This is a genomic window from Jeotgalibacillus soli, assembly GCF_000829435.1.
In the GTDB taxonomy this organism is placed as follows: domain Bacteria; phylum Bacillota; class Bacilli; order Bacillales; family Jeotgalibacillaceae; genus Jeotgalibacillus; species Jeotgalibacillus soli.
Genome location: NZ_JXRP01000022.1, coordinates 41,742 through 58,921, shown reverse-complemented (window position 1 = coordinate 58,921; position 17,180 = coordinate 41,742). Strand labels below are relative to the sequence as shown.

Here is a 17,180-nt window from a genome sequence, read left to right as displayed (position 1 = left end):
TTTTTACGCCTCCCTAATGATAGAATCTCCAATGTGGAGACCTTTTTTTCATAGTAAATGATGGTTTTTGCGGTATAATGATGACAAGAGTTTGAAATGAGGGTGGTGTATTTTCGTGATTACGATTCATAATCACTTCTATGAGATTGTGGAGGAATTCCGCGAGGCGTTTAATGAAGAAGCATTTGAAGGTCGATACAGCGAAATCTTACATAAGTACGATTATATCGTTGGGGATTGGGGTTATGGACAGCTTCGATTAAAAGGCTTCTTTGATGATCAAAACCAAAAATCTTCATTTGATACAAAAATTTCGACGGTAAAGGATTATTTATATGAGTACTGTAACTTTGGCTGTCCGTATTTCGTCTTGAAAAAAGTAGAAGTAAAAAAATGACCAAGCTGATTGGTCATTTTTTTGTTCCTCCAAAAGGAGGTTCCTCATCTTTAACGGGATCATCATGAGGAGGATGAGCACCGGGATCCAAACGTGGAAGATTTTGATGAAGAGATTTAAATTCATAATTAAAGGCACTATAATAACGCTGTCCTTTTTTCCAAGGCTCTTCCTTATTTTGAACTGGGGTAAATTTGCCTCTTGGCGAACCATATGCTCCTTCTGGCAATGACTCTGGAAAAAGGAAATTTTGTCCTGCTTCCACATTAGACACATCTGTATACGGTTGATCTTTACCAGACATAGGTCATCAACTCCTTTAAATTAGCGTCACCTAAATCCTTTCGATTATGCATTACACAATTTCAGATAGAAAATCTCTTAGCTCTTGTGCATCTTCTTCCTTTAATTTGTATACATGCTCTAGATAACCGGGCTCCTCTAAATCATCCTGACCGATGACCGCAAAGCGTCCTCCTTGAATGTCCATCACTAATGATTTACCGTAGTATCGATCTGATTGCATAATGGCTAAGTCATAGCGCTGCTGTTCTCCCATAAAGCTTACAAAGCGCGTTTTTGTTTGCTCCACATCATCATATAAATAAAAACGTTCACTCATTTTCTTCCCGCCTCTCTTTTCTCTCTTCTAAAATTATAACGGTGAGCGAGTTAAAGATAAAGCAGGTAAACAGTAAAGGAATCCCAATGTAACAAGTGGTTATGGTAAACTGAAAGTATAAATACCTTAAACCTAAAGTAATGGAGCGTGTTAACGATGTATTTTGTTGATCGTGAAATGATAGAACAAACGCTGAAGTATATGGAAAAACAGCTCGATTTTCTAAAAAACCAATCGTCATGGACGAGTCATGCGCATCAACTTGTTCTCGAGCGTCTTGGACATGTTACCATTGAGGCCATTTTAGATGTAGGGAATGCTATGATTGATGGTTTTATCATGCGCGATCCTGGAAGCTATGAGGATATTATTGATATTTTAGATGATGAAAAAGTGATCACAAAAGAGATGATTGAACCACTAAAGAAAGTAGTGGAGTGCAGGAAGTCGCTTGTTCAGAACTATACAAGCATTGATCATGAGTACATACAGCGGATTTTTATGAGCGCACTTCCTACATTAGAGAAATTTCCTGAAGTGGTTCGAGATTTTTTGCAAAATGAGCTGGGTCCAGTATCTGCATTTAAAAATTAACCATCAAAAAAGCTCCTTCATTTATTGAAAGCATTTTTTTTGTGTTTAATATTTGATGAATTGATCTTCATATGACATGATCAAGTAGAATGAGTAAAGCTGAAGCAATTGAAAGGAAGGATGAAACACCTATGAAAGACTATAAAGGATATCTAATTGATCTCGATGGTACCATCTATCGGGGGAGTGAAAAAATAGAAGAAGCTGTTCATTTTGTTCAGCAGCTAAATGCAAAAGGAATTCCTTATCTATTTGTAACGAATAATTCATCTAAAACGCCTGAACAGGTGGCGGAACATCTTAAAGGGTTTGATGTGCCTGCTACAAAAGATCAAGTTTTCTCATCTGCAATGGCAACAGCTGCTTACATTGCAGATGAAAAAGAAGGAGCCAGCGTATATATGATCGGTGGTGATGGTCTTAAGCTTGCACTGCAGGAAAAAGGAATGACAATCATCACGGAATCGCCGGATTATGTGGTTGTTGGACTGGATCGTGAAATTACGTACGAAAAGCTGGCATTCGCTTGTTTAGCAGTAAGAGGTGGAGCTAAATTTATTTCAACAAATGGAGATATTGCTCTTCCAACAGAGCGGGGCTTTTTGCCTGGAAATGGTTCTCTTACCTCTGTAATTACAGTTTCTACAGAAACAAATCCAGTGTTTATCGGAAAACCTGAAGCGATCATTATGGAACAAGCGCTCGCGGTTCTAGGGCTGCCAAAGGAAGATGTCATCATGGTTGGGGACTATTATGATACCGATATTATGGCAGGAATTAACGTCGGAATGGATACATTAATGGTCCATACTGGTGTAACAACACCAGAAGCGCTCCGAGATAAAACAATTCAGCCAACATATGCGATTCATTCATTAGCTGAATGGCCTTTAAAATAACGAAGTAAAGGCTGACTCCAAGTCGATGCCCTTAATTGCTTAAGGGCCGATGTGAGTCAGCTTATTTTATACATCTTCTTTAGCTGTATCTGAATTAGAGTAAGTGTGTGCGAGTCGACTGGAAGCAGCTGCAGCTATGGCTCCAACAATATCATCTAAAAAAGTATGACATTCTCCAGTTGATTTATCATTTAGGCGCTTTAAGATTCCGGGCTTTTGTTTATCAACATAGCCGTAGTTTGTAAAGCCTATAGAACCATATACATTTACGATCGCAAAGGCTAATATTTCATCAATCCCGTATAATCCCGCATCTGCCTCAATCATTTCCTGTAAAGGAGAAGAAAGTTTTTTTTCCTCTGTTAAACAATCTAGCTGAACCCCGGTTAAAATAGCATTTTGAACTTCTCGTTTTTGCAGTACCTTTTCAACGTTTTCTTCACAATGGTTAATGGAAAGGTCAGGATGATAAGGCTTTTGAAGATACATGACCAGTTCTGCAATATCGGTTAAAGAAACTCCGCGCTTTTGAAGACTTTCCCGCGCAGCAGTCTCAAGTGGAGAATGTGATCGATCCATATACATACCTCATTTCATTTATACGTTACTCTTGAAGTTCCTACTAGTATATGCAAAATACGCGATATCATGTAGGCTATGGATTGGAAGAATCAAGGCTGCCTTGAAGGATAAAAATCTTCATGTCTTATGCTAATCAAATATATTTATACATAGAAGTTTACCTTGAGAAAAAACTATGATCCAAAAAATAACAAAACCCCCTCATTCAGCATTCAGCTAAAATGAGGGGGTTTTGTCAATATATAAGACCTGAATTAAAATACTTGCTCTACTTCAACGACACCCGGTACTTCTTCAAGCAAAGCACGTTCGATACCTGCTTTTAGAGTGATTGTCGAACTTGGGCATGATCCACAAGCGCCTAGCAGTCTCAATTTTACAATTCCGTCTTCAACGTCCACTAATTCACAGTCTCCGCCATCGCGAAGAAGGAATGGACGAAGTTTATCGAGTACATCTTGAACTGAATCTCTCATTTCAACTTCTGTCATTCGAATCGACTCCCTTCCTGTATACTATTATAATAAGAGTGAGCAAAAAAATCCATCCATGGATTTCAAATCATCTATTATATTCAACAATTATTCTTACGCTTTGAAAGGAAGTGTGTGTGATGCCAGTAAAACCTGTTACAGTAACCGTTTATGGTGCTGAGACGACCTGTCCAAGCTGTGTTGGAGCTCCATCCTCAATGGAGACCTATGAGTGGCTCGAAGCTGCCATTAGCCGTAAGTTCCCAAAACAGCCTTTTAAGATGGACTATGTTGATATCTTTAATCCACCTGCTAATGAAAAAAAGACAGCATTTGCTAATAAAGTGGTGGAGGATGATTTATTTTATCCTGTTGTCTTGATTGAAGAAGAAATAGTTGGCGAAGGAAATCCACGATTAAAGACAGTATTTGCTGAGCTCGAAAGGCACGGTTACAAAAAAGCGTAACAACGTATTTTCTGTCTAAGCAGAAGATAATCCAATTATCGTTCTGCTTAGATAGATTTTATTTCAACATAATCTTCGTTTCACTGTCTTTAAATAATGGATCCTCTATTGATCAATATCCACAATAGGCCAATGAATTGATTCTTTCACTTTCATTTGAATATACTCATTTTCCCGCTGTCTGAACCAATGTTCATAGCGTTTTTTTGCAGTCAATTCAGTGACGCCGAAGGAAGCCGCGATTGCTTGTACCATTTCTTCTTTTCGGTATCGTAATGGTATGGCTTCAAGCATAAAACCAGGGATGCAGAAATGGAGAGCAAAGTTTTGTGCCTTGTATTCTTGAAATTGAATATAGGATTTAGGCAAATAGAGCTGATTACCAGCATGCATAAGTATGTGCCCCAGCTCGTGTCCGAAAATCTCCCACTGCTCCTCCTGAGTTATCTTGTTATTAAGAAATATAAATTGTTCTTTTTTGTGTGAAATTGCTGCACTCATACCGTCATGAAAATGGATGGATATATTGAGCTTTGATGCGATATCGAGCATTTTTAGCTGTTGAGGCTGTGTAATCGAAAGCTGATTGTAAAGAGTTTTAATGAAATCTTCTAATGGTGTATAGATCGTTTTCATAGTATCACCTCTAATGATAAGAACGTACGTTCGTATAAGTATGTACTTATCAGTATAAAAGAAAACTTCTCCAAATGAAAGGAGAAGTTTTCAGGGAAAGTAAAAGCTGATTATGTGATCACGTACGATCGAGCCGTTTGATGATTTCCCATATTCTTCGCAGCTCAGCCATTTTTTCTTCAGGTGCATCAAGTAAATCCTTAAAAAAGAGCTCGATCTCCGGGTCCAATACTTCTTCCCAAATTCCATCCTCTTTTTTATTTCCCTGTTTTCCAGTTATTAAATAATCAATCGAAACCTCAAAATAATCAGCTAGAAGCTTAATAGCATTATAATCTGGCTGCCTTGAACCATTTTCATAATAGCCATAAGCCTGTCGGGAAATGCCTAAAAGAGCCGCCATATCCTGCTGGGTCTTTTTTTTATGTAAACGTAATTGCTTTAACCTTTCGCCAAACATATGGAGGCTCTCCTTTCTGTAAGCACGCTCAATTTCTCTCCCTTTATTATATCGCAACGTTGTGTTACATGTTGATGAATCTAATCAATGTTCCTTCGTTTGACAGTAACTATATGTTGCTTTTATAATGTTTATTAATAAAGGAAACAAAATGTTGCTAAAAGAGGGAGGAATTAAGATGTCTATCACAGATCTTTATTTACCAGACATTGATCGTGTAAAAACAAAAAAAGCGGTAGAAGCAGCCATTGGAAAATACAGGATGTATCTTTTAACATTATCATTAGATCGCATGCCGAAGATTACACAATCCTGTTTGTTTGTCCCAGCTATCACCATCAAATCCTCACACTCTTCTACTGAATCAGCAGCCATTGCGAATGTGGACTACGAAAATGAACGGATTGACAATATTAATAGAATGGTAAATGCTGTGAATCGATTATCCTCACTAGAAAGAACGATAATGATCAGCAGATACTTAGAAAAAGAAGATGTATATGACTATCAGCTGTACAATAAATTACTGATTAGTGAAAGGAAGTACTATAGGATTAAAGCTCGAGCTTTTTTGAAGCTTGCACTTGCGCTTGGTATTGAACAATATAAATAATCGATCTAATAAAAAGGCTGGCAGAATAACGGCAAAAAATAGAACGTTTGTTCTTATTTTTGTGTAGTAAAGTGATAGTATAGAAATAGAAAAAGATATTGCGTTTCGAGCAGGAAGGCTTAAAATACCATGATCAAAGTTGAAAACACCTCCAATGGAAGGTGTTTTTTTTGTGAAATGCAAAAATTTTGAACTGATGAAAAGGAGTGAAGTTTGGATGAAGGAAAAAGTTGCTTTAGGAAGCTTGTCCATAGGATCTTATCTGGTAGGCGGGGTTGATGAATTGATAACTGCTTATATAATTCTTGCTATGCTCGAACTTGCATCAAAAATAATGGTCAGTCTCGGTCGCAATAAGATAAAAATCTGTTCTGAGTTAAAAAGGAAAACTTGCATGCTTTTTATTATCATCGCAGCTGTCCAGCTTGATAAGATCACAGGAAACAGTGAACAGTTTATACGGAATGCCACCATTATGTTTTTAATTAGTGTGGAAGGTATTGGTTTTACTCAAAGCTTACGTGTTTTAGGCGTATCCATCCCCCCCCATATATATCAGTACTTTGCGCAATTAAAGGAATCATCAAATGCACAATCTGAGAATGATGCAGCAGACAAGAATGAAAAAAGCTGTGACGATTGACAACTTTGGACCATAAATTATAGACGAAGGCCTTAAATACTAAATAAAGACCCAAAATGTGGAAGTGAGGCTCATAAACAGCTAAATACCCTACGCTCCTCGTTTATTCTCATAATCTTCGTCCGTTAAAACGGTTTGGAGTGGATTCGTTTCATAGAATTTAAATAGTAGATTATCAGGAAAAATGCAGTGTCAATAATATTCCGAAAAAATATTTTATTTCGTTAATTTCGTTTATTGTAAATTGAATTCAATGGTGAATACTAAATAACCATAGGAAATGCTTGTTTTCATAAAAAAATAGTTCCGTTAACGATAACCCAGAAAAATTATCATAATATCAAAATACTAAATAAATTATGAATATACTAATTTGTTTGTTGAATTGATAGATAAAAACAGTTATCTTTAAGATAATGATGAGATAAGTATCATTTTTATCAGAATAGGAGAACGATGATGGATAACAATATTGAAATCAGACCAATTACACAAGAAAACATAAGGGCATGTGCAAAGCTGCAGGTGGCAGAAGCACAAAAGCAATATAATATATTGCGACAAACCTTGCTACCACTTCTTGGGTATATGTCGATTCTGACTATACACCTTATGCGATCTGTGATGGAGGTGCTGTCATTGGTGTTTGTGCAGTCGAATACATTCTGGCCAATGACCAGGAAGATAAACATTGGATTCCAAGATTTATGATTGGAGGGCAATTCCGGGAAAAAGGCTACGCAAGAAAAGCTATGTAGAAAATCATCGAAATTATTTGAAAGCATTAAGACTGTGAACGAATTCGGTTATCAATTGTTCCAGAAAATAAGAGTGCCGTTTCGTTTTATAAAAATATTGGTTTTCTTGAGACGAATGAAAAATTAGAGGATGAACAGGTTATAGAGATTGTTGTGAAAAAATAAATCTGCAGTTAAAAAGTAGATTGAGTCATGAACTTAATCTGTACAGCAGAATTGCATGCCATTTCTATTTATGGCTGATACATCTATTTTTTAAAAAAGAATAAGATATAATCTAATTCAATTATCTCATTTTTCATGATTCTTTTTATCCAAAAGTCTTTACAGTTTTGATAGTCATCTTTCAGCTTATCTATCTCTCTTTGAAAAATAAGCATTTCTTCTTTTGTGATCATAATCAACACCTCATTTAACGTTGCTTACGTTATAATTTCAACTGATTTGATTCTTATTACTTATACCCCGCATGATTAAAATAAAACTTTTTACCTAAATTTTTAAAAAAGATTAAATTGGAGGGATTTGATGAAAGCAGTCGTACATGCAGATCACCAAGGTTTCGGGGGGCTTTCTTATCGAGAGATCGAAGAGTTGCCGCCAAAAGAAGGCGAAGTGAGAATAAAGCTGAAGACAGTTGGTTTAAATCATCGAGACTTTTTTGTGCTTGATCGCCATAAACCGACCGACCCTCCGTTAATTATTGGTTCGGATGGAGCTGGTATCATCGATGCTGTTGGAGAAGGGGTTTTAAATTTCCAGGTTGGAGATGAAGTGATCATCAATCCTGCTCTAGGATGGAACGAAAATAGTGATGCTCCCCCGAAAGGCTTTGAAGTGCTCGGCCACCCGTTTCACGGGACCTTTGCTGAAAAAGTCGTGATTCCTGCTTGCAATGTGGCATCGAAGCCAGCCTATTTAACATGGGAAGAAGCAGGAGTATTGTCCTTGGCAGCACTCACGGCGTACCGGGTATTGTTTACAAGAGGCCGAATACATAAGGATATGAAAGTATTGATTCCTGGAATCGGCAGCGGGGTTGCAACGTTTTTATTGCAATTTGCAAAAGCGGTGGGTGCAAGCGTATATGTTACTTCACGTTCAAAGGATAAGTGTGAAAAAGCGATCAAGCTTGGTGCCGACAAAGCAATTGACAGCAATGGAGACTGGGAACAGGCGCTTGGCGGAGAAAAAATGGATCTCGTCATCGAATGCGTGGGTGCCGCTACCTTTAATAAATCGCTTGATCAGCTACGGCCTGGAGGTACCATTGTAACATTTGGTGCTTCAGCTGGAGATGATATTGAAATTAATATCCGTAAATTCTTCTACGGACAATTTAATTTATTAGGCTCCACTCTTGGAAGTGCTGAAGAGTATAATGAGATGCTCGAATTTATTCAAGTACATCAAATCAAGCCTGTTTTGGATCAGATGTATTCATTGTGTGAATTTGGAAAAGCCTTTGATCGATTGGAAAGAGCGGCTCAGCTTGGGAAAATTGGTCTATATATTTAGTTTTTCGGCGAAAAAAGCCACGCTCTATTTTTAGAGCGTGGCTTTTTAATGGTATCGATTTTAAAACATCATCCATTATGATACTTATACATCCAAAGAACACCAGATTTCAGCAATCGGGCAATCCTACCTGTTACGGTTCGATCGGCTAAGTAGGCAAATCCTTGTTTTTTCCCTAATGAGCCCATGAAGCCTTTTAATTTAATTTTTGGCATCTGTTCAGGAAGCGTTTCATTTTTCCAGCGCATAAGAAGTACTTTGACGATTTGCTCTGCCTGTTCTTCAGCTAATTGTGCACTTGGTGCAAATGGTAATTCCGCACAATCTCCAACAATATATACATGCTCATCATCCGGCAAATTGTGATGGGTAGTGACGACTAACCGTCCTGAAGATCCTCTTTCTGTATTCATGCTGCGGACAACTTCAACAGGTTGAATTCCTGCAGTCCATACACAAACATCAACCGGAATGGTGTCTTCGTGATTGTAAAGCATGCTAGGCTCTACTTTTGTAATATTTGAGTTGCTGACTACTTCTACTCCGTTAGCGTCAAACCATTTTTGTACATAGTTACTTAGCCTTTCGGGAAATGCAGGTAAGATACGAGCACCGCGGTCAAATAGTTTAATTTTTAAATCACTGCGGCTTTCCCTGAGCTCACTGGCTAATTCAATTCCGCTCAACCCTGCTCCAACAATCCCTACAACGGAACCTGAAGGAAGATTTGATAACTTTTCGTAAGTTGCCCGTGACTGATGGATTGATTGGATACTGTATGTATATTCATCTGCACCTGGTACATTATGATATTTGTCTTCACAGCCAAGTCCAACAATAAGATCATCATAGGGAACACTTTCTCCATGATCAAGCACAATTTGCTGATTGTCTGTGTCGATTTTTGAAATATTACCATAGCGAATGGACAAATTCTTGTGTTCCGGGAACGTTACTCTTACTTCTTTGTCCGAGATCGTTCCAGCAGCGAGTGCGTAATATTCAGTTTTAAGACAGTGATAAGGATTGCGATCGATTAAGGTGACCGTCACATCATCAGGGAGCTGGTTTGGTAAAAGACGCAGCAGGACACGCATATTACCATAGCCGCCACCAAGTAAGACTAATTGTTTCATGGGTAACCCTCTCTTCATACTCAGTATTGGATGTGCAAATAAAGGTAAGCACTTTCAATATGATGCACAGTGTAATATTAAGATGAATATATCGGAAATCATTCATTGAAAAGTATAGCGGATTAGCACGAAATGTACAATAATTATAAGGGGAATCATTCACATTCAATTATTTACTGGAAACGTTTTCTTGTGGTTTAATTCGTTGACGAACCTATCAAAACAAGGTAGGATAGACGGGTAGTGAGAGGTGAAGAAAGATGAAACCTATTATTGAATTTTGTTTGAGCAATTTGGCTAGCGGGTCCCAGGAAGCACTGGAGATACTTGAACGTGATCCAAATCTCGATATCATAGAGTATGGCTGTCTTGGATATTGCGGAATATGTGCATCTTCTCATTTTGCTTTAGTAAATGGAGAAATTGTTGAAGCCAACTCTCCCAAAGAGCTAGTCGATGAGATTTATATATATTTAGAAGAAAATCCAATGTTTTAATCACTGGATTATTGTAAACCCCCATCGGATGATTCCAATTGGGGTTTTTTATATGGGTGCATGATTACGTGATTCTCGAAGCCCCTGCCATCGTTCTTTGGCCATTTGCACGATCTTGGGCTCAGTCGCTTGCTTTTGCTTTTCGATAATAATGGAAAAATATCTGGTTGCCTGCTGCTCATTGTCCAGTCGAAGAGATAGTTCCGCAATAATATAAAGGATACGAACGGTTGACATCTTCGTACCACGGTAATCATCATTAGAGTATGATGTGATATACGATTGAACGGCTAAACGCTGAAATCGCTTTTCCTGCTCCAGATCATCAATTTCTCTATAAAGCCAAGACAATCTAAGGTATAAACCAGCAAGCGTAATTTCCTTTTCTCTTTTTAATTGTGCGCAATATGCTGCTAATTTAAACGCTTGAATGGCCATTCTTTCAGTTCGTATAGATGAAAAGTTTTTACCGCTCCATTTCTCACTGACTTTACTATTAATCAGTTCTCTTGTTGCAGGTGGAAAATAAGGTGTGAAATCTTCTGAAAATGAATAGCCGCAATAATTGCATACCTGAATAAAATACAAAGAAGGGTTAATGGCTGGATCTTGATAAACGGTCTGAAAATCGCTTTTTTGTTCCAGAACGCGAATAAATCGTGAACGAATTTTTGATGATTTAAAGGAATTTGAACATAGAGGACATTTGATCGTTTTTTCATATAAGGGAGTAATTTCCACGATCTTACCTTCTTTCATTGGGTATATATATATAGGTAAATGAACTAATATTAATGATTATATTTACACAATATTATATACGAAGATAGGCTATTTGGTATAGATAATACTATTTTTCTTTTTTCAATTTATGGAATATCGAATGGGAGGTAATTCAAATGCTTGAGAGAAGAATCAATAATCGATATACTGATATTACAAGGGAAAATAAGGAGGTGCTAAAATGAGCACAGTGATCGAATTGTCCGAAGCAGCAGCTTTGCAGGTAAGAGATATGATGAGAGAAGCGGAAGAAGAAAATGCCTACCTTCGTGTTGCCGTAAAAGGCGGCGGGTGCAGCGGCTTATCTTATGGTATGGGATTTGAGCATGAGATAGCAGCTGATGATCAGGAGGAGGAGCATCATGGAATTCGTGTCCTCGTAAAGAAGAATGATGCTGATATTTTGAATGGCACGCAAATTGATTATAAACAATCACTTATGGGCGGAGGATTTACCATTGAAAATCCGAATGCCATTGCATCATGCGGGTGTGGATCTTCTTTCCGGACAGCGGCAAAAGCAGGTACACCTGAGAATTGCTGATAGTATAAATAAGAAAGGCCCCCTATTTGCGTTTTGCAATGGGGGCTTTTCTGTTATATTGAGCTTAACGCTTCTTCAATCTTATGCTCACCGTTTAACACTTCAAATGTTTTGTTATGCAGGTTGTTAAATAACAATGCTTCTACCAGGATCGTTGCCACATCTTCACGTGTAATAGTTCCTTCAGTGCTTTCGAGCTTATGCGCAGCAGTGATTCGGCCTTTTGCAGGATCATCTGATAACGAACCAGGCCTAACGATCGTATAGTTCAATCCGCTGTTTAACAAATGCTCATCCGCTGCATGCTTTGCTTTCAAGTAATGCTCCATGCTGCCTCTTCCCTCAGCGACAGAAGGATTATCGGCTCCTACAGCACTTAGCATAATAAACAGCTCGATTCCTTTTTGCTGTGCATAGTCAATTGCTTTTTTTGCGCCTTCCTCGTCAACAGAAGTCGTTTTGTCAGGTCCTGTATGAGGTCCTGATCCTGCCGCAAAAATGACGGCGTTGACGTCTTCCATCACATAATCAAATTCCTTTTCAAGGTCCGCGATGATTGGGCGTGCGCCAAGCTTTTCCATGTCGGGTGCCTGTTCAGTTTTCCGAACCATTGCTTTAACCAGATGCTGTTCACTATTTGCGAGCTTTTCAACGACCATCTTGCCAGTTGTACCGTTTGCTCCAATTACCAGTACGTGCATAAGTCATCACCTTCCGGATTTGTTGTATAGTTGTACCATACCCGGGAGGTGAGAAGTTAAACAAGCAACGGACTATTCAAACATGGATGTACTGTGCATCGGCTGAACTCTAGCTTTTGGATCAAGCGATGCCTTCGCGTTGTTGACTGCCGTTGGCGCTTCGCCAAACCCTGAAGCAATAAGCTTTACTTTTCCATCGTATGTGCAAATGTCACCTGCAGCATAAATACCAGGAATATTTGTTTCCATACGTGAATTGACGACAATTGAATTCTTTTCAATCTCTAAATTCCAGTTTTTAATTGGACCTAGAGAGGAAACAAATCCATAATTGACAAGCAAATCATCAAATTCAATTGATTCCGTATCTTCCTCACGTCCTTTTTGCAGAACAAGTTCAGTGAGCATCCCTTCAACAGCCTTATAGCCAACTGGTGTATAGGGAGTTTTAATTTTCACTGAGGAATTCATGAGCTGCTCCACGCTATGCTCATGAGCACGGAACTTGTCGCGTCGATGAACCAGAGTCACTGATTTTGCGATCGGCTCAAGCATTAATGCCCAATCCACAGCAGAATCTCCTCCTCCGCATAGTACAACATTCTTTCCTGCAAACGCCTGAAGGTTAGGAACGAAATAGTGCAGGTTTTTGTCTTCAAATTCAGTTAAGCCATCAAGCTCCAGCTTCCGTGCTTGAAAAGCGCCATTACCTGCTGTAATAATAATTGTTCGTGTATGGTGAATTTCTTTATCTGTTGTAATGGTGAATGTTTGGTCCGCCAATTTTTCAACGCCTACTACTTCTTGATCAAGGGAGATCGTTGTGTCGAAGCGAGACATTTGCTTCTCAAGATTATCGACAAGCTCCTGCGCTCGAATTTTCGGGAAACCAGCAACGTCATAAATATATTTATCAGGATAAAGCGTGGATAGCTGGCCGCCCAGCTGTGGCAGGCTTTCAATGATTTTTACGCTTGCTTGTCGCATGCCACCATAAAAAGCGGTAAACATTCCAACCGGTCCTCCACCGATCACTGTAATATCATAAATTTGTGTATCTTCCTTCAAGTAACATCCCTCCAAATAATATAAATAAAAAACAAGAGCCTGAGGTAAACTATGTAAGCACTTGTTCCATTGTATCGTTACAAATTAAGGAAACGATGAATGTATTCTATCATATTATATTGTGAAATCTCTAGCAAGCTCTCTGGGCATGTTCATAATTCAGTCTTTTGATGGAGTGAAAAAAATGCAAAGTATTCCGATTTCCTATATTCATCTTGAAAACGCGACAAAAAAAGACTATTATTGAGGAGATATGATTTCTACGTTTATCTTATACAGGGTACTCTTTCGACTTTGATCGTGAAGAGTATCACAAACTTTTTGATTGATGGCTAGGCGATGGCGGCCTTTAAAAACCATCGCAATTTAATGAAAAGGTGGAAGTGATCAAGTGAAAAGACCTACAGTGGTTGTACTAGGAGCAGGTTACGGCGGTTTATCCGTTATCACAAAGCTTCAAAAGTTAATTGGTTCTGATGAGGCTGACATTGTATTGGTAAATAAAAACGACTATCACTATGAAACAACTTGGCTGCATGAGGCATCAGCTGGAACAATGCATCATGACAAAGTCCGCTACGACATTGCCGGAGTATTGGACAAAGGGAAAGTAAGCTTTGTTAAAGCATCAGTAGAAAATATCGATACTGCTGCACAAAAAGTTATCACTGATCGTGCAGAAATCGCGTACGATTATCTTGTAGTTGGCTTAGGATTTGAGGGAGAGACATTTGGAATTCCTGGTTTAAAAGAGCATGCATTTTCGATTGCAAATATTAAAGCTGCTCGTCAAATTCGTGAGCATATTGAATATCAATTTGCAACCTACAGTTTAGAAGAAGTAAAAGATCCTTCCCGTTTAACCATTATTGTTGGGGGAGCAGGTTTTACTGGAATTGAATTCTTAGGGGAGCTTGGAGAACGTGTTCCTGAGCTTTGCAAAGAGTATGATATTGATCCTAAGGCTGTACGTATCCTATGCGTGGAAGCAGCTCCTATGGTTCTTCCAGGTTTTGATAAAGAGCTTGTGGATTACGCAGTTGCCCACCTTGAGAGCAAAGGAATTGAGTTTTCAATCGGAACACCAGTTGTTGAAGCAACAGAAGAAGGTGTTAAGATTAAAAAAGGTGAAGATCAATTTGAGGAAATTAAATCAGCTACAGTGGTTTGGGCAGCGGGTGTTCGCGGTAACTCAATCATTGAAAAAGCTGGCTTTGAAAACATGCGTGCCCGCGTAAAAGTAGATCCGGATCTACGTGCGCCTGGCCATAATAATGTATTTATCGTTGGGGACTGTGCGCTAATGATTAACGAAGAGGTTAATCGTCCATATCCTCCAACTGCCCAAATCGCGATGCAGCAAGGTGCACATGTAGCGCATAACCTTGTAGCTCTATTAAAAGGTGAAGAGCTAGAATCATTTACACCTGATCTTAAAGGAACCGTTTGTTCATTAGGCGGCGATGATGCGATTGGTGAAGTATTTGGTCGCAAAATCACTGGTAAACGCGCCGCATTTATGAAAAAAGTAATCGATAACCGTGCTTTACTTATTATTGGCGGACCTGGGCTTGTATTTAAAAAAGGCAAGCTGAAAATGCTTTAAAAGATCTATTACAACAGAGCAGCTTTTCGTTGCTCTGTTTTTTTTATATCACGTGTAGGAGGAGATAGACATGACGAGAGGAAATGTCTGGCTAGCTGTTGCAGGGCTGGTTGAGAATGATAGAGGAGAATGGCTGGTCGTTAAGAAAAAATATGGTGGATTAAAGGGAACCTGGTCTTTGCCAGCAGGCTTTGTTAACATGGGTGAGACCATAGACCAAGCGGTTCAAAGAGAAGTATTAGAAGAAACGGGTATTAAAGCAGAGGTTCTCTATATTATGGGAGTTCGTACTGGCGTAATTAAAAATCAAATTAGCGATAATATGATTATCTTTTCTATGAGACCAGTAGAAGAGAATCATAGGATTCAGGTGCAGGAGGATGAACTGGAGGAAGTTGCTTGGATGGAGCCCAGTGAATTAGCTCTTCGTAATGACATTTCTAAGATGCTACCAAAAATAGTGGACAATAAAAGAGAGTTTGGCTTGATGAGGCAACCCACAATGGATCCTGGGAAACAATTCCAATACACTCATTATCAATTATTTTTATAATATTCTGAAAATATAAGAAAACAAGAGAAAAACCTTATTGTATTCGCTTACATGGAGGAATATAAGCTTATATGCTTCTTTTCTTTATAGAGCGGTCCATGCTATAGTAACTCTCAACCACAATTGAGAGGGGATGTTCCCGATGAAAAAGACACCAGGAAATAATACTAAATTATGCGGCTATTGTTCAGGTCAAGGTTACTTCCAGCTGCGTCTAGGCGGTTCAGAAACATGCCCATGCTGCGGCGGAAGCGGAAAAGTAATCACCTGTTAAATATAATGAGTAGCTGAAAACCTGAGTGTACTGACATCAGGTTTTTATTTGTGTTAAGTAAAAATTTTATAAACAATTTATACGAAAGAAATCTCTGACTTTTGAACAAATCTGTCAAGCGATTGTGACAGGACCATGAATAATGAAGGGTGAGGATTGCACCCATCACTTAAATGGGTTAGACTGTTTTAAGTGAATGTGGAGGTGTCCTTATGGCTAATTTTGGGCTTGCTCAATTATTGATTTCGATGCTGCTATTTTTAATTTTATTTTTTGGTATCGGGTTTTTGTTAAATATGTTGCTGCGAATGACGTGGATTATGGCTGTAATTTATCCAATAATTACGGTTTTAATCGTTGATGAGGTTCGTTTTATACAATATTTCCGAGCACCTGATGAATCCTTTTCGGCTATTGGAGAACGATTTGCTTCATTAGCATTAGCGGATATTCTAATTTTATCAAGCGGTATGGCAGGAGCAATTGTGGCGGGTCTCGTCATGAAGTGGCTTCGTGCTAAAGGTTACCGAATGTTTTAAAGCTCCCAAACATTAGCGGAGCTTTTTTATTTTGTTTGTTTCGTTTATTCTGAATCATTAAAAGCAGATTACATTTCATTTATTTATGATTATGTTTTTGAGAATTAGGGAATGAAAAGCTTATGAGGAGTGAGCAGTAAATGAAACATACAATTCAACTTGTTCTTTGCATGTCAGTAATACTAATACTAACGGTGACCACTATACAGAATCCAAAGCATGTGAAGGCAGAAATTCAGCAAAATTGGAGTAGTGATTATCCAACTGAAAACATGCAAATGGGAGAACAGCTCACTGAACCGGTTATTCAGGATCGGGATCTGTCACTAGAAATGAAAACATTAATGGTTGAAGAGGTATCGAGTATACTGGTGGCATCAAAAATGACTTCTTCAAGCCTGACAGAGGTACCCAATCATATACGCAATAATTTTCCTTCAGCAGCTGTAACTGCGACAGGTTATACAGCGGGAGAGGAATCGACTGGTAAAAATTCAAGTCATCCTCTTTACGGGATCACCTTTTCAGGAGTCGAAGTGACAAGGGATATGTACTCAACGATTGCAGCCGATCCAAATGTATTTCCAATTGGATCCATTCTTTATATTCCTGGGTACGGCTATGGAGTAGTTGCTGACACAGGAAGTGCGATAAAAGGAAATATTATTGATTTGTATTACGATACGGTCGATGAAGTATTTCAAGAATGGGGAAAGAAAGAAGTGATGGTCTACGTAATTGAAGTAGGAGATGGAACATTTACAGAAGAAGAGCTGTCACAATTAAATAATCGATAAAAAACTCGCGCAGAGGGAGA

General features: G+C 38.6%; 24 protein-coding genes and 2 pseudogenes. 15 read left to right on the top strand and 11 right to left on the bottom strand.

What is annotated here, in order from left to right; all coding sequences use genetic code 11:
* The first annotated feature begins 115 nt into the window (after nt 1-115).
* Nucleotides 116-397, top strand: coding sequence for a YutD family protein (locus KP78_RS18045; protein WP_041091042.1), 282 nt, complete (start codon nt 116-118; stop codon nt 395-397).
* Nucleotides 398-410: 13 nt separating this feature from the next.
* On the opposite strand, the gene KP78_RS18040 is transcribed toward KP78_RS18045, so the two are convergent.
* Together KP78_RS18040 and KP78_RS18035 are read right to left on the bottom strand one after the other, a co-directional pair.
* Entirely contained in the window at nt 411-701 is a 291-nt protein-coding gene (locus KP78_RS18040) for a hypothetical protein (RefSeq protein ID WP_041091041.1), read from the bottom strand.
* A gap of 51 nt (nt 702-752) precedes the next feature.
* Nucleotides 753-1,019: a DUF3055 domain-containing protein gene (locus tag KP78_RS18035; RefSeq protein ID WP_041091040.1), complete on the bottom strand. Its 267-nt coding sequence runs from the start codon at nt 1,017-1,019 to the stop codon at nt 753-755.
* A 156-nt stretch (nt 1,020-1,175) separates the two neighbouring features.
* On the opposite strand from KP78_RS18035, the gene KP78_RS18030 reads away from it, so the two are divergent.
* Together KP78_RS18030 and KP78_RS18025 are read left to right on the top strand one after the other, a co-directional pair.
* Nucleotides 1,176-1,613 carry a DUF86 domain-containing protein gene (locus KP78_RS18030; protein ID WP_041091038.1) on the top strand — a complete coding sequence of 146 codons (438 nt, stop codon included), beginning with the start codon at nt 1,176-1,178 and terminating at the stop codon, nt 1,611-1,613.
* 131 nt (nt 1,614-1,744) lie between these two features.
* Complete coding sequence (locus tag KP78_RS18025) at nt 1,745-2,512, top strand: TIGR01457 family HAD-type hydrolase (protein WP_041091037.1); 768 nt, start codon at nt 1,745-1,747, stop codon at nt 2,510-2,512.
* A gap of 66 nt (nt 2,513-2,578) precedes the next feature.
* On the opposite strand, the gene KP78_RS18020 is transcribed toward KP78_RS18025, so the two are convergent.
* Both KP78_RS18020 and KP78_RS18015 read right to left on the bottom strand, forming a co-directional pair.
* Entirely contained in the window at nt 2,579-3,091 is a 513-nt protein-coding gene (locus tag KP78_RS18020) for a phosphatidylglycerophosphatase A family protein (RefSeq protein WP_041091036.1), read from the bottom strand.
* 257 nt (nt 3,092-3,348) lie between these two features.
* Nucleotides 3,349-3,641: pseudogene (locus KP78_RS18015) on the bottom strand (NifU family protein).
* A gap of 66 nt (nt 3,642-3,707) precedes the next feature.
* Here KP78_RS18015 and KP78_RS18010 point away from each other — a divergent pair.
* A complete protein-coding gene (locus tag KP78_RS18010) occupies nt 3,708-4,034 on the top strand; it encodes a YuzD family protein (RefSeq protein ID WP_041091032.1) in 327 nt (108 codons plus the stop codon).
* A 105-nt stretch (nt 4,035-4,139) separates the two neighbouring features.
* Here the strand turns inward: KP78_RS18010 and KP78_RS18005 are convergent, their stop codons facing one another.
* A complete protein-coding gene (locus KP78_RS18005) occupies nt 4,140-4,670 on the bottom strand; it encodes an ImmA/IrrE family metallo-endopeptidase (RefSeq protein WP_041091031.1) in 531 nt (176 codons plus the stop codon).
* Nucleotides 4,671-4,788: 118 nt separating this feature from the next.
* Nucleotides 4,789-5,130, bottom strand: a complete 342-nt coding sequence (locus tag KP78_RS18000) for a helix-turn-helix domain-containing protein (RefSeq protein WP_041091030.1) — start codon at nt 5,128-5,130, stop codon at nt 4,789-4,791.
* Between the two features lie 178 nt (nt 5,131-5,308).
* Between KP78_RS18000 and KP78_RS17995 the strand changes: the two genes are divergently transcribed.
* The 3 genes from KP78_RS17995 to KP78_RS17985 all read left to right on the top strand — a co-directional run bounded on the left by KP78_RS17995 (nt 5,309) and on the right by KP78_RS17985 (nt 7,097).
* Nucleotides 5,309-5,743 carry an ArpU family phage packaging/lysis transcriptional regulator gene (locus KP78_RS17995; RefSeq protein ID WP_041091029.1) on the top strand — a complete coding sequence of 145 codons (435 nt, stop codon included), beginning with the start codon at nt 5,309-5,311 and terminating at the stop codon, nt 5,741-5,743.
* A gap of 217 nt (nt 5,744-5,960) precedes the next feature.
* Complete coding sequence (locus KP78_RS17990; RefSeq protein WP_157841534.1) at nt 5,961-6,386, top strand: phage holin family protein; 426 nt, start codon at nt 5,961-5,963, stop codon at nt 6,384-6,386.
* Between the two features lie 459 nt (nt 6,387-6,845).
* On the top strand, nt 6,846-7,097 hold the full coding sequence (locus KP78_RS17985; RefSeq protein WP_041091028.1) for a hypothetical protein: 252 nt from the start codon (nt 6,846-6,848) through the stop codon (nt 7,095-7,097).
* A 295-nt stretch (nt 7,098-7,392) separates the two neighbouring features.
* On the opposite strand, the gene KP78_RS20200 is transcribed toward KP78_RS17985, so the two are convergent.
* On the bottom strand, nt 7,393-7,542 hold the full coding sequence (locus KP78_RS20200) for a hypothetical protein (protein ID WP_157841533.1): 150 nt from the start codon (nt 7,540-7,542) through the stop codon (nt 7,393-7,395).
* Nucleotides 7,543-7,672: 130 nt separating this feature from the next.
* Here KP78_RS20200 and KP78_RS17980 point away from each other — a divergent pair, with 130 nt between their 5' ends.
* Complete coding sequence (locus KP78_RS17980) at nt 7,673-8,662, top strand: zinc-binding dehydrogenase (RefSeq protein ID WP_041091027.1); 990 nt, start codon at nt 7,673-7,675, stop codon at nt 8,660-8,662.
* A gap of 68 nt (nt 8,663-8,730) precedes the next feature.
* On the opposite strand, the gene KP78_RS17975 is transcribed toward KP78_RS17980, so the two are convergent.
* A complete protein-coding gene (locus KP78_RS17975) occupies nt 8,731-9,798 on the bottom strand; it encodes an NAD(P)/FAD-dependent oxidoreductase (RefSeq protein WP_041091026.1) in 1,068 nt (355 codons plus the stop codon).
* Nucleotides 9,799-10,058: 260 nt separating this feature from the next.
* Here KP78_RS17975 and KP78_RS17970 point away from each other — a divergent pair, with 260 nt between their 5' ends.
* Nucleotides 10,059-10,295, top strand: coding sequence for a YuzB family protein (locus KP78_RS17970; RefSeq protein WP_041091025.1), 237 nt, complete (start codon nt 10,059-10,061; stop codon nt 10,293-10,295).
* 48 nt (nt 10,296-10,343) lie between these two features.
* On the opposite strand, the gene KP78_RS17965 is transcribed toward KP78_RS17970, so the two are convergent.
* The gene (locus KP78_RS17965; RefSeq protein WP_235420986.1) at nt 10,344-11,054 is read right to left on the bottom strand and encodes a DUF2225 domain-containing protein; all 711 of its coding nucleotides are present in this window, start codon (nt 11,052-11,054) and stop codon (nt 10,344-10,346) included.
* Between the two features lie 205 nt (nt 11,055-11,259).
* On the opposite strand from KP78_RS17965, the gene KP78_RS17960 reads away from it, so the two are divergent.
* The gene (locus KP78_RS17960; RefSeq protein WP_041091023.1) at nt 11,260-11,622 is read left to right on the top strand and encodes a HesB/IscA family protein; all 363 of its coding nucleotides are present in this window, start codon (nt 11,260-11,262) and stop codon (nt 11,620-11,622) included.
* A 53-nt stretch (nt 11,623-11,675) separates the two neighbouring features.
* Here KP78_RS17960 and KP78_RS17955 read toward each other — a convergent pair whose 3' ends face one another.
* On the bottom strand, nt 11,676-12,323 hold the full coding sequence (locus KP78_RS17955; RefSeq protein ID WP_041091021.1) for an SDR family oxidoreductase: 648 nt from the start codon (nt 12,321-12,323) through the stop codon (nt 11,676-11,678).
* 72 nt (nt 12,324-12,395) lie between these two features.
* On the bottom strand, nt 12,396-13,391 hold the full coding sequence (locus KP78_RS17950; protein ID WP_041091019.1) for an NAD(P)/FAD-dependent oxidoreductase: 996 nt from the start codon (nt 13,389-13,391) through the stop codon (nt 12,396-12,398).
* A gap of 391 nt (nt 13,392-13,782) precedes the next feature.
* On the opposite strand from KP78_RS17950, the gene KP78_RS17945 reads away from it, so the two are divergent.
* The 5 genes and pseudogenes from KP78_RS17945 to KP78_RS21135 all read left to right on the top strand — a co-directional run bounded on the left by KP78_RS17945 (nt 13,783) and on the right by KP78_RS21135 (nt 17,160).
* The gene (locus tag KP78_RS17945) at nt 13,783-14,997 is read left to right on the top strand and encodes an NAD(P)/FAD-dependent oxidoreductase (RefSeq protein ID WP_041091017.1); all 1,215 of its coding nucleotides are present in this window, start codon (nt 13,783-13,785) and stop codon (nt 14,995-14,997) included.
* A 70-nt stretch (nt 14,998-15,067) separates the two neighbouring features.
* Nucleotides 15,068-15,404, top strand: a pseudogene (locus KP78_RS17940) (NUDIX domain-containing protein); the annotation flags it as partial.
* A 288-nt stretch (nt 15,405-15,692) separates the two neighbouring features.
* Nucleotides 15,693-15,824, top strand: a complete 132-nt coding sequence (locus tag KP78_RS20195) for a YuiA family protein (protein ID WP_235420985.1) — start codon at nt 15,693-15,695, stop codon at nt 15,822-15,824.
* A gap of 212 nt (nt 15,825-16,036) precedes the next feature.
* Nucleotides 16,037-16,363, top strand: a complete 327-nt coding sequence (locus KP78_RS17935; protein ID WP_041091013.1) for a YuiB family protein — start codon at nt 16,037-16,039, stop codon at nt 16,361-16,363.
* Between the two features lie 140 nt (nt 16,364-16,503).
* Nucleotides 16,504-17,160 (top strand): 3D domain-containing protein, encoded by a 657-nt coding sequence (locus KP78_RS21135; protein ID WP_084220150.1) that lies wholly within the window; start codon nt 16,504-16,506, stop codon nt 17,158-17,160.
* Nucleotides 17,161-17,180: the final 20 nt, after the last annotated feature.

Coding starts and splice junctions, on each gene's coding strand:
- KP78_RS18040 (WP_041091041.1), bottom strand. CDS start 701: ATGTCTGGTAAAGATCAACCGTATACAGATGTGTCTAATGTGGAAGCA.
- KP78_RS18035 (WP_041091040.1), bottom strand. CDS start 1,019: ATGAGTGAACGTTTTTATTTATATGATGATGTGGAGCAAACAAAAACG.
- KP78_RS18030 (WP_041091038.1), top strand. CDS start 1,176: ATGTATTTTGTTGATCGTGAAATGATAGAACAAACGCTGAAGTATATG.
- KP78_RS18025 (WP_041091037.1), top strand. CDS start 1,745: ATGAAAGACTATAAAGGATATCTAATTGATCTCGATGGTACCATCTAT.
- KP78_RS18020 (WP_041091036.1), bottom strand. CDS start 3,091: ATGGATCGATCACATTCTCCACTTGAGACTGCTGCGCGGGAAAGTCTT.
- KP78_RS18010 (WP_041091032.1), top strand. CDS start 3,708: ATGCCAGTAAAACCTGTTACAGTAACCGTTTATGGTGCTGAGACGACC.
- KP78_RS18005 (WP_041091031.1), bottom strand. CDS start 4,670: ATGAAAACGATCTATACACCATTAGAAGATTTCATTAAAACTCTTTAC.
- KP78_RS18000 (WP_041091030.1), bottom strand. CDS start 5,130: ATGTTTGGCGAAAGGTTAAAGCAATTACGTTTACATAAAAAAAAGACC.
- KP78_RS17995 (WP_041091029.1), top strand. CDS start 5,309: ATGTCTATCACAGATCTTTATTTACCAGACATTGATCGTGTAAAAACA.
- KP78_RS17990 (WP_157841534.1), top strand. CDS start 5,961: ATGAAGGAAAAAGTTGCTTTAGGAAGCTTGTCCATAGGATCTTATCTG.
- KP78_RS17985 (WP_041091028.1), top strand. CDS start 6,846: ATGGATAACAATATTGAAATCAGACCAATTACACAAGAAAACATAAGG.
- KP78_RS20200 (WP_157841533.1), bottom strand. CDS start 7,542: ATGATCACAAAAGAAGAAATGCTTATTTTTCAAAGAGAGATAGATAAG.
- KP78_RS17980 (WP_041091027.1), top strand. CDS start 7,673: ATGAAAGCAGTCGTACATGCAGATCACCAAGGTTTCGGGGGGCTTTCT.
- KP78_RS17975 (WP_041091026.1), bottom strand. CDS start 9,798: ATGAAACAATTAGTCTTACTTGGTGGCGGCTATGGTAATATGCGTGTC.
- KP78_RS17970 (WP_041091025.1), top strand. CDS start 10,059: ATGAAACCTATTATTGAATTTTGTTTGAGCAATTTGGCTAGCGGGTCC.
- KP78_RS17965 (WP_235420986.1), bottom strand. CDS start 11,054: ATGAAAGAAGGTAAGATCGTGGAAATTACTCCCTTATATGAAAAAACG.
- KP78_RS17960 (WP_041091023.1), top strand. CDS start 11,260: ATGAGCACAGTGATCGAATTGTCCGAAGCAGCAGCTTTGCAGGTAAGA.
- KP78_RS17955 (WP_041091021.1), bottom strand. CDS start 12,323: ATGCACGTACTGGTAATTGGAGCAAACGGTACAACTGGCAAGATGGTC.
- KP78_RS20195 (WP_235420985.1), top strand. CDS start 15,693: ATGAAAAAGACACCAGGAAATAATACTAAATTATGCGGCTATTGTTCA.
- KP78_RS17935 (WP_041091013.1), top strand. CDS start 16,037: ATGGCTAATTTTGGGCTTGCTCAATTATTGATTTCGATGCTGCTATTT.
- KP78_RS21135 (WP_084220150.1), top strand. CDS start 16,504: ATGAAACATACAATTCAACTTGTTCTTTGCATGTCAGTAATACTAATA.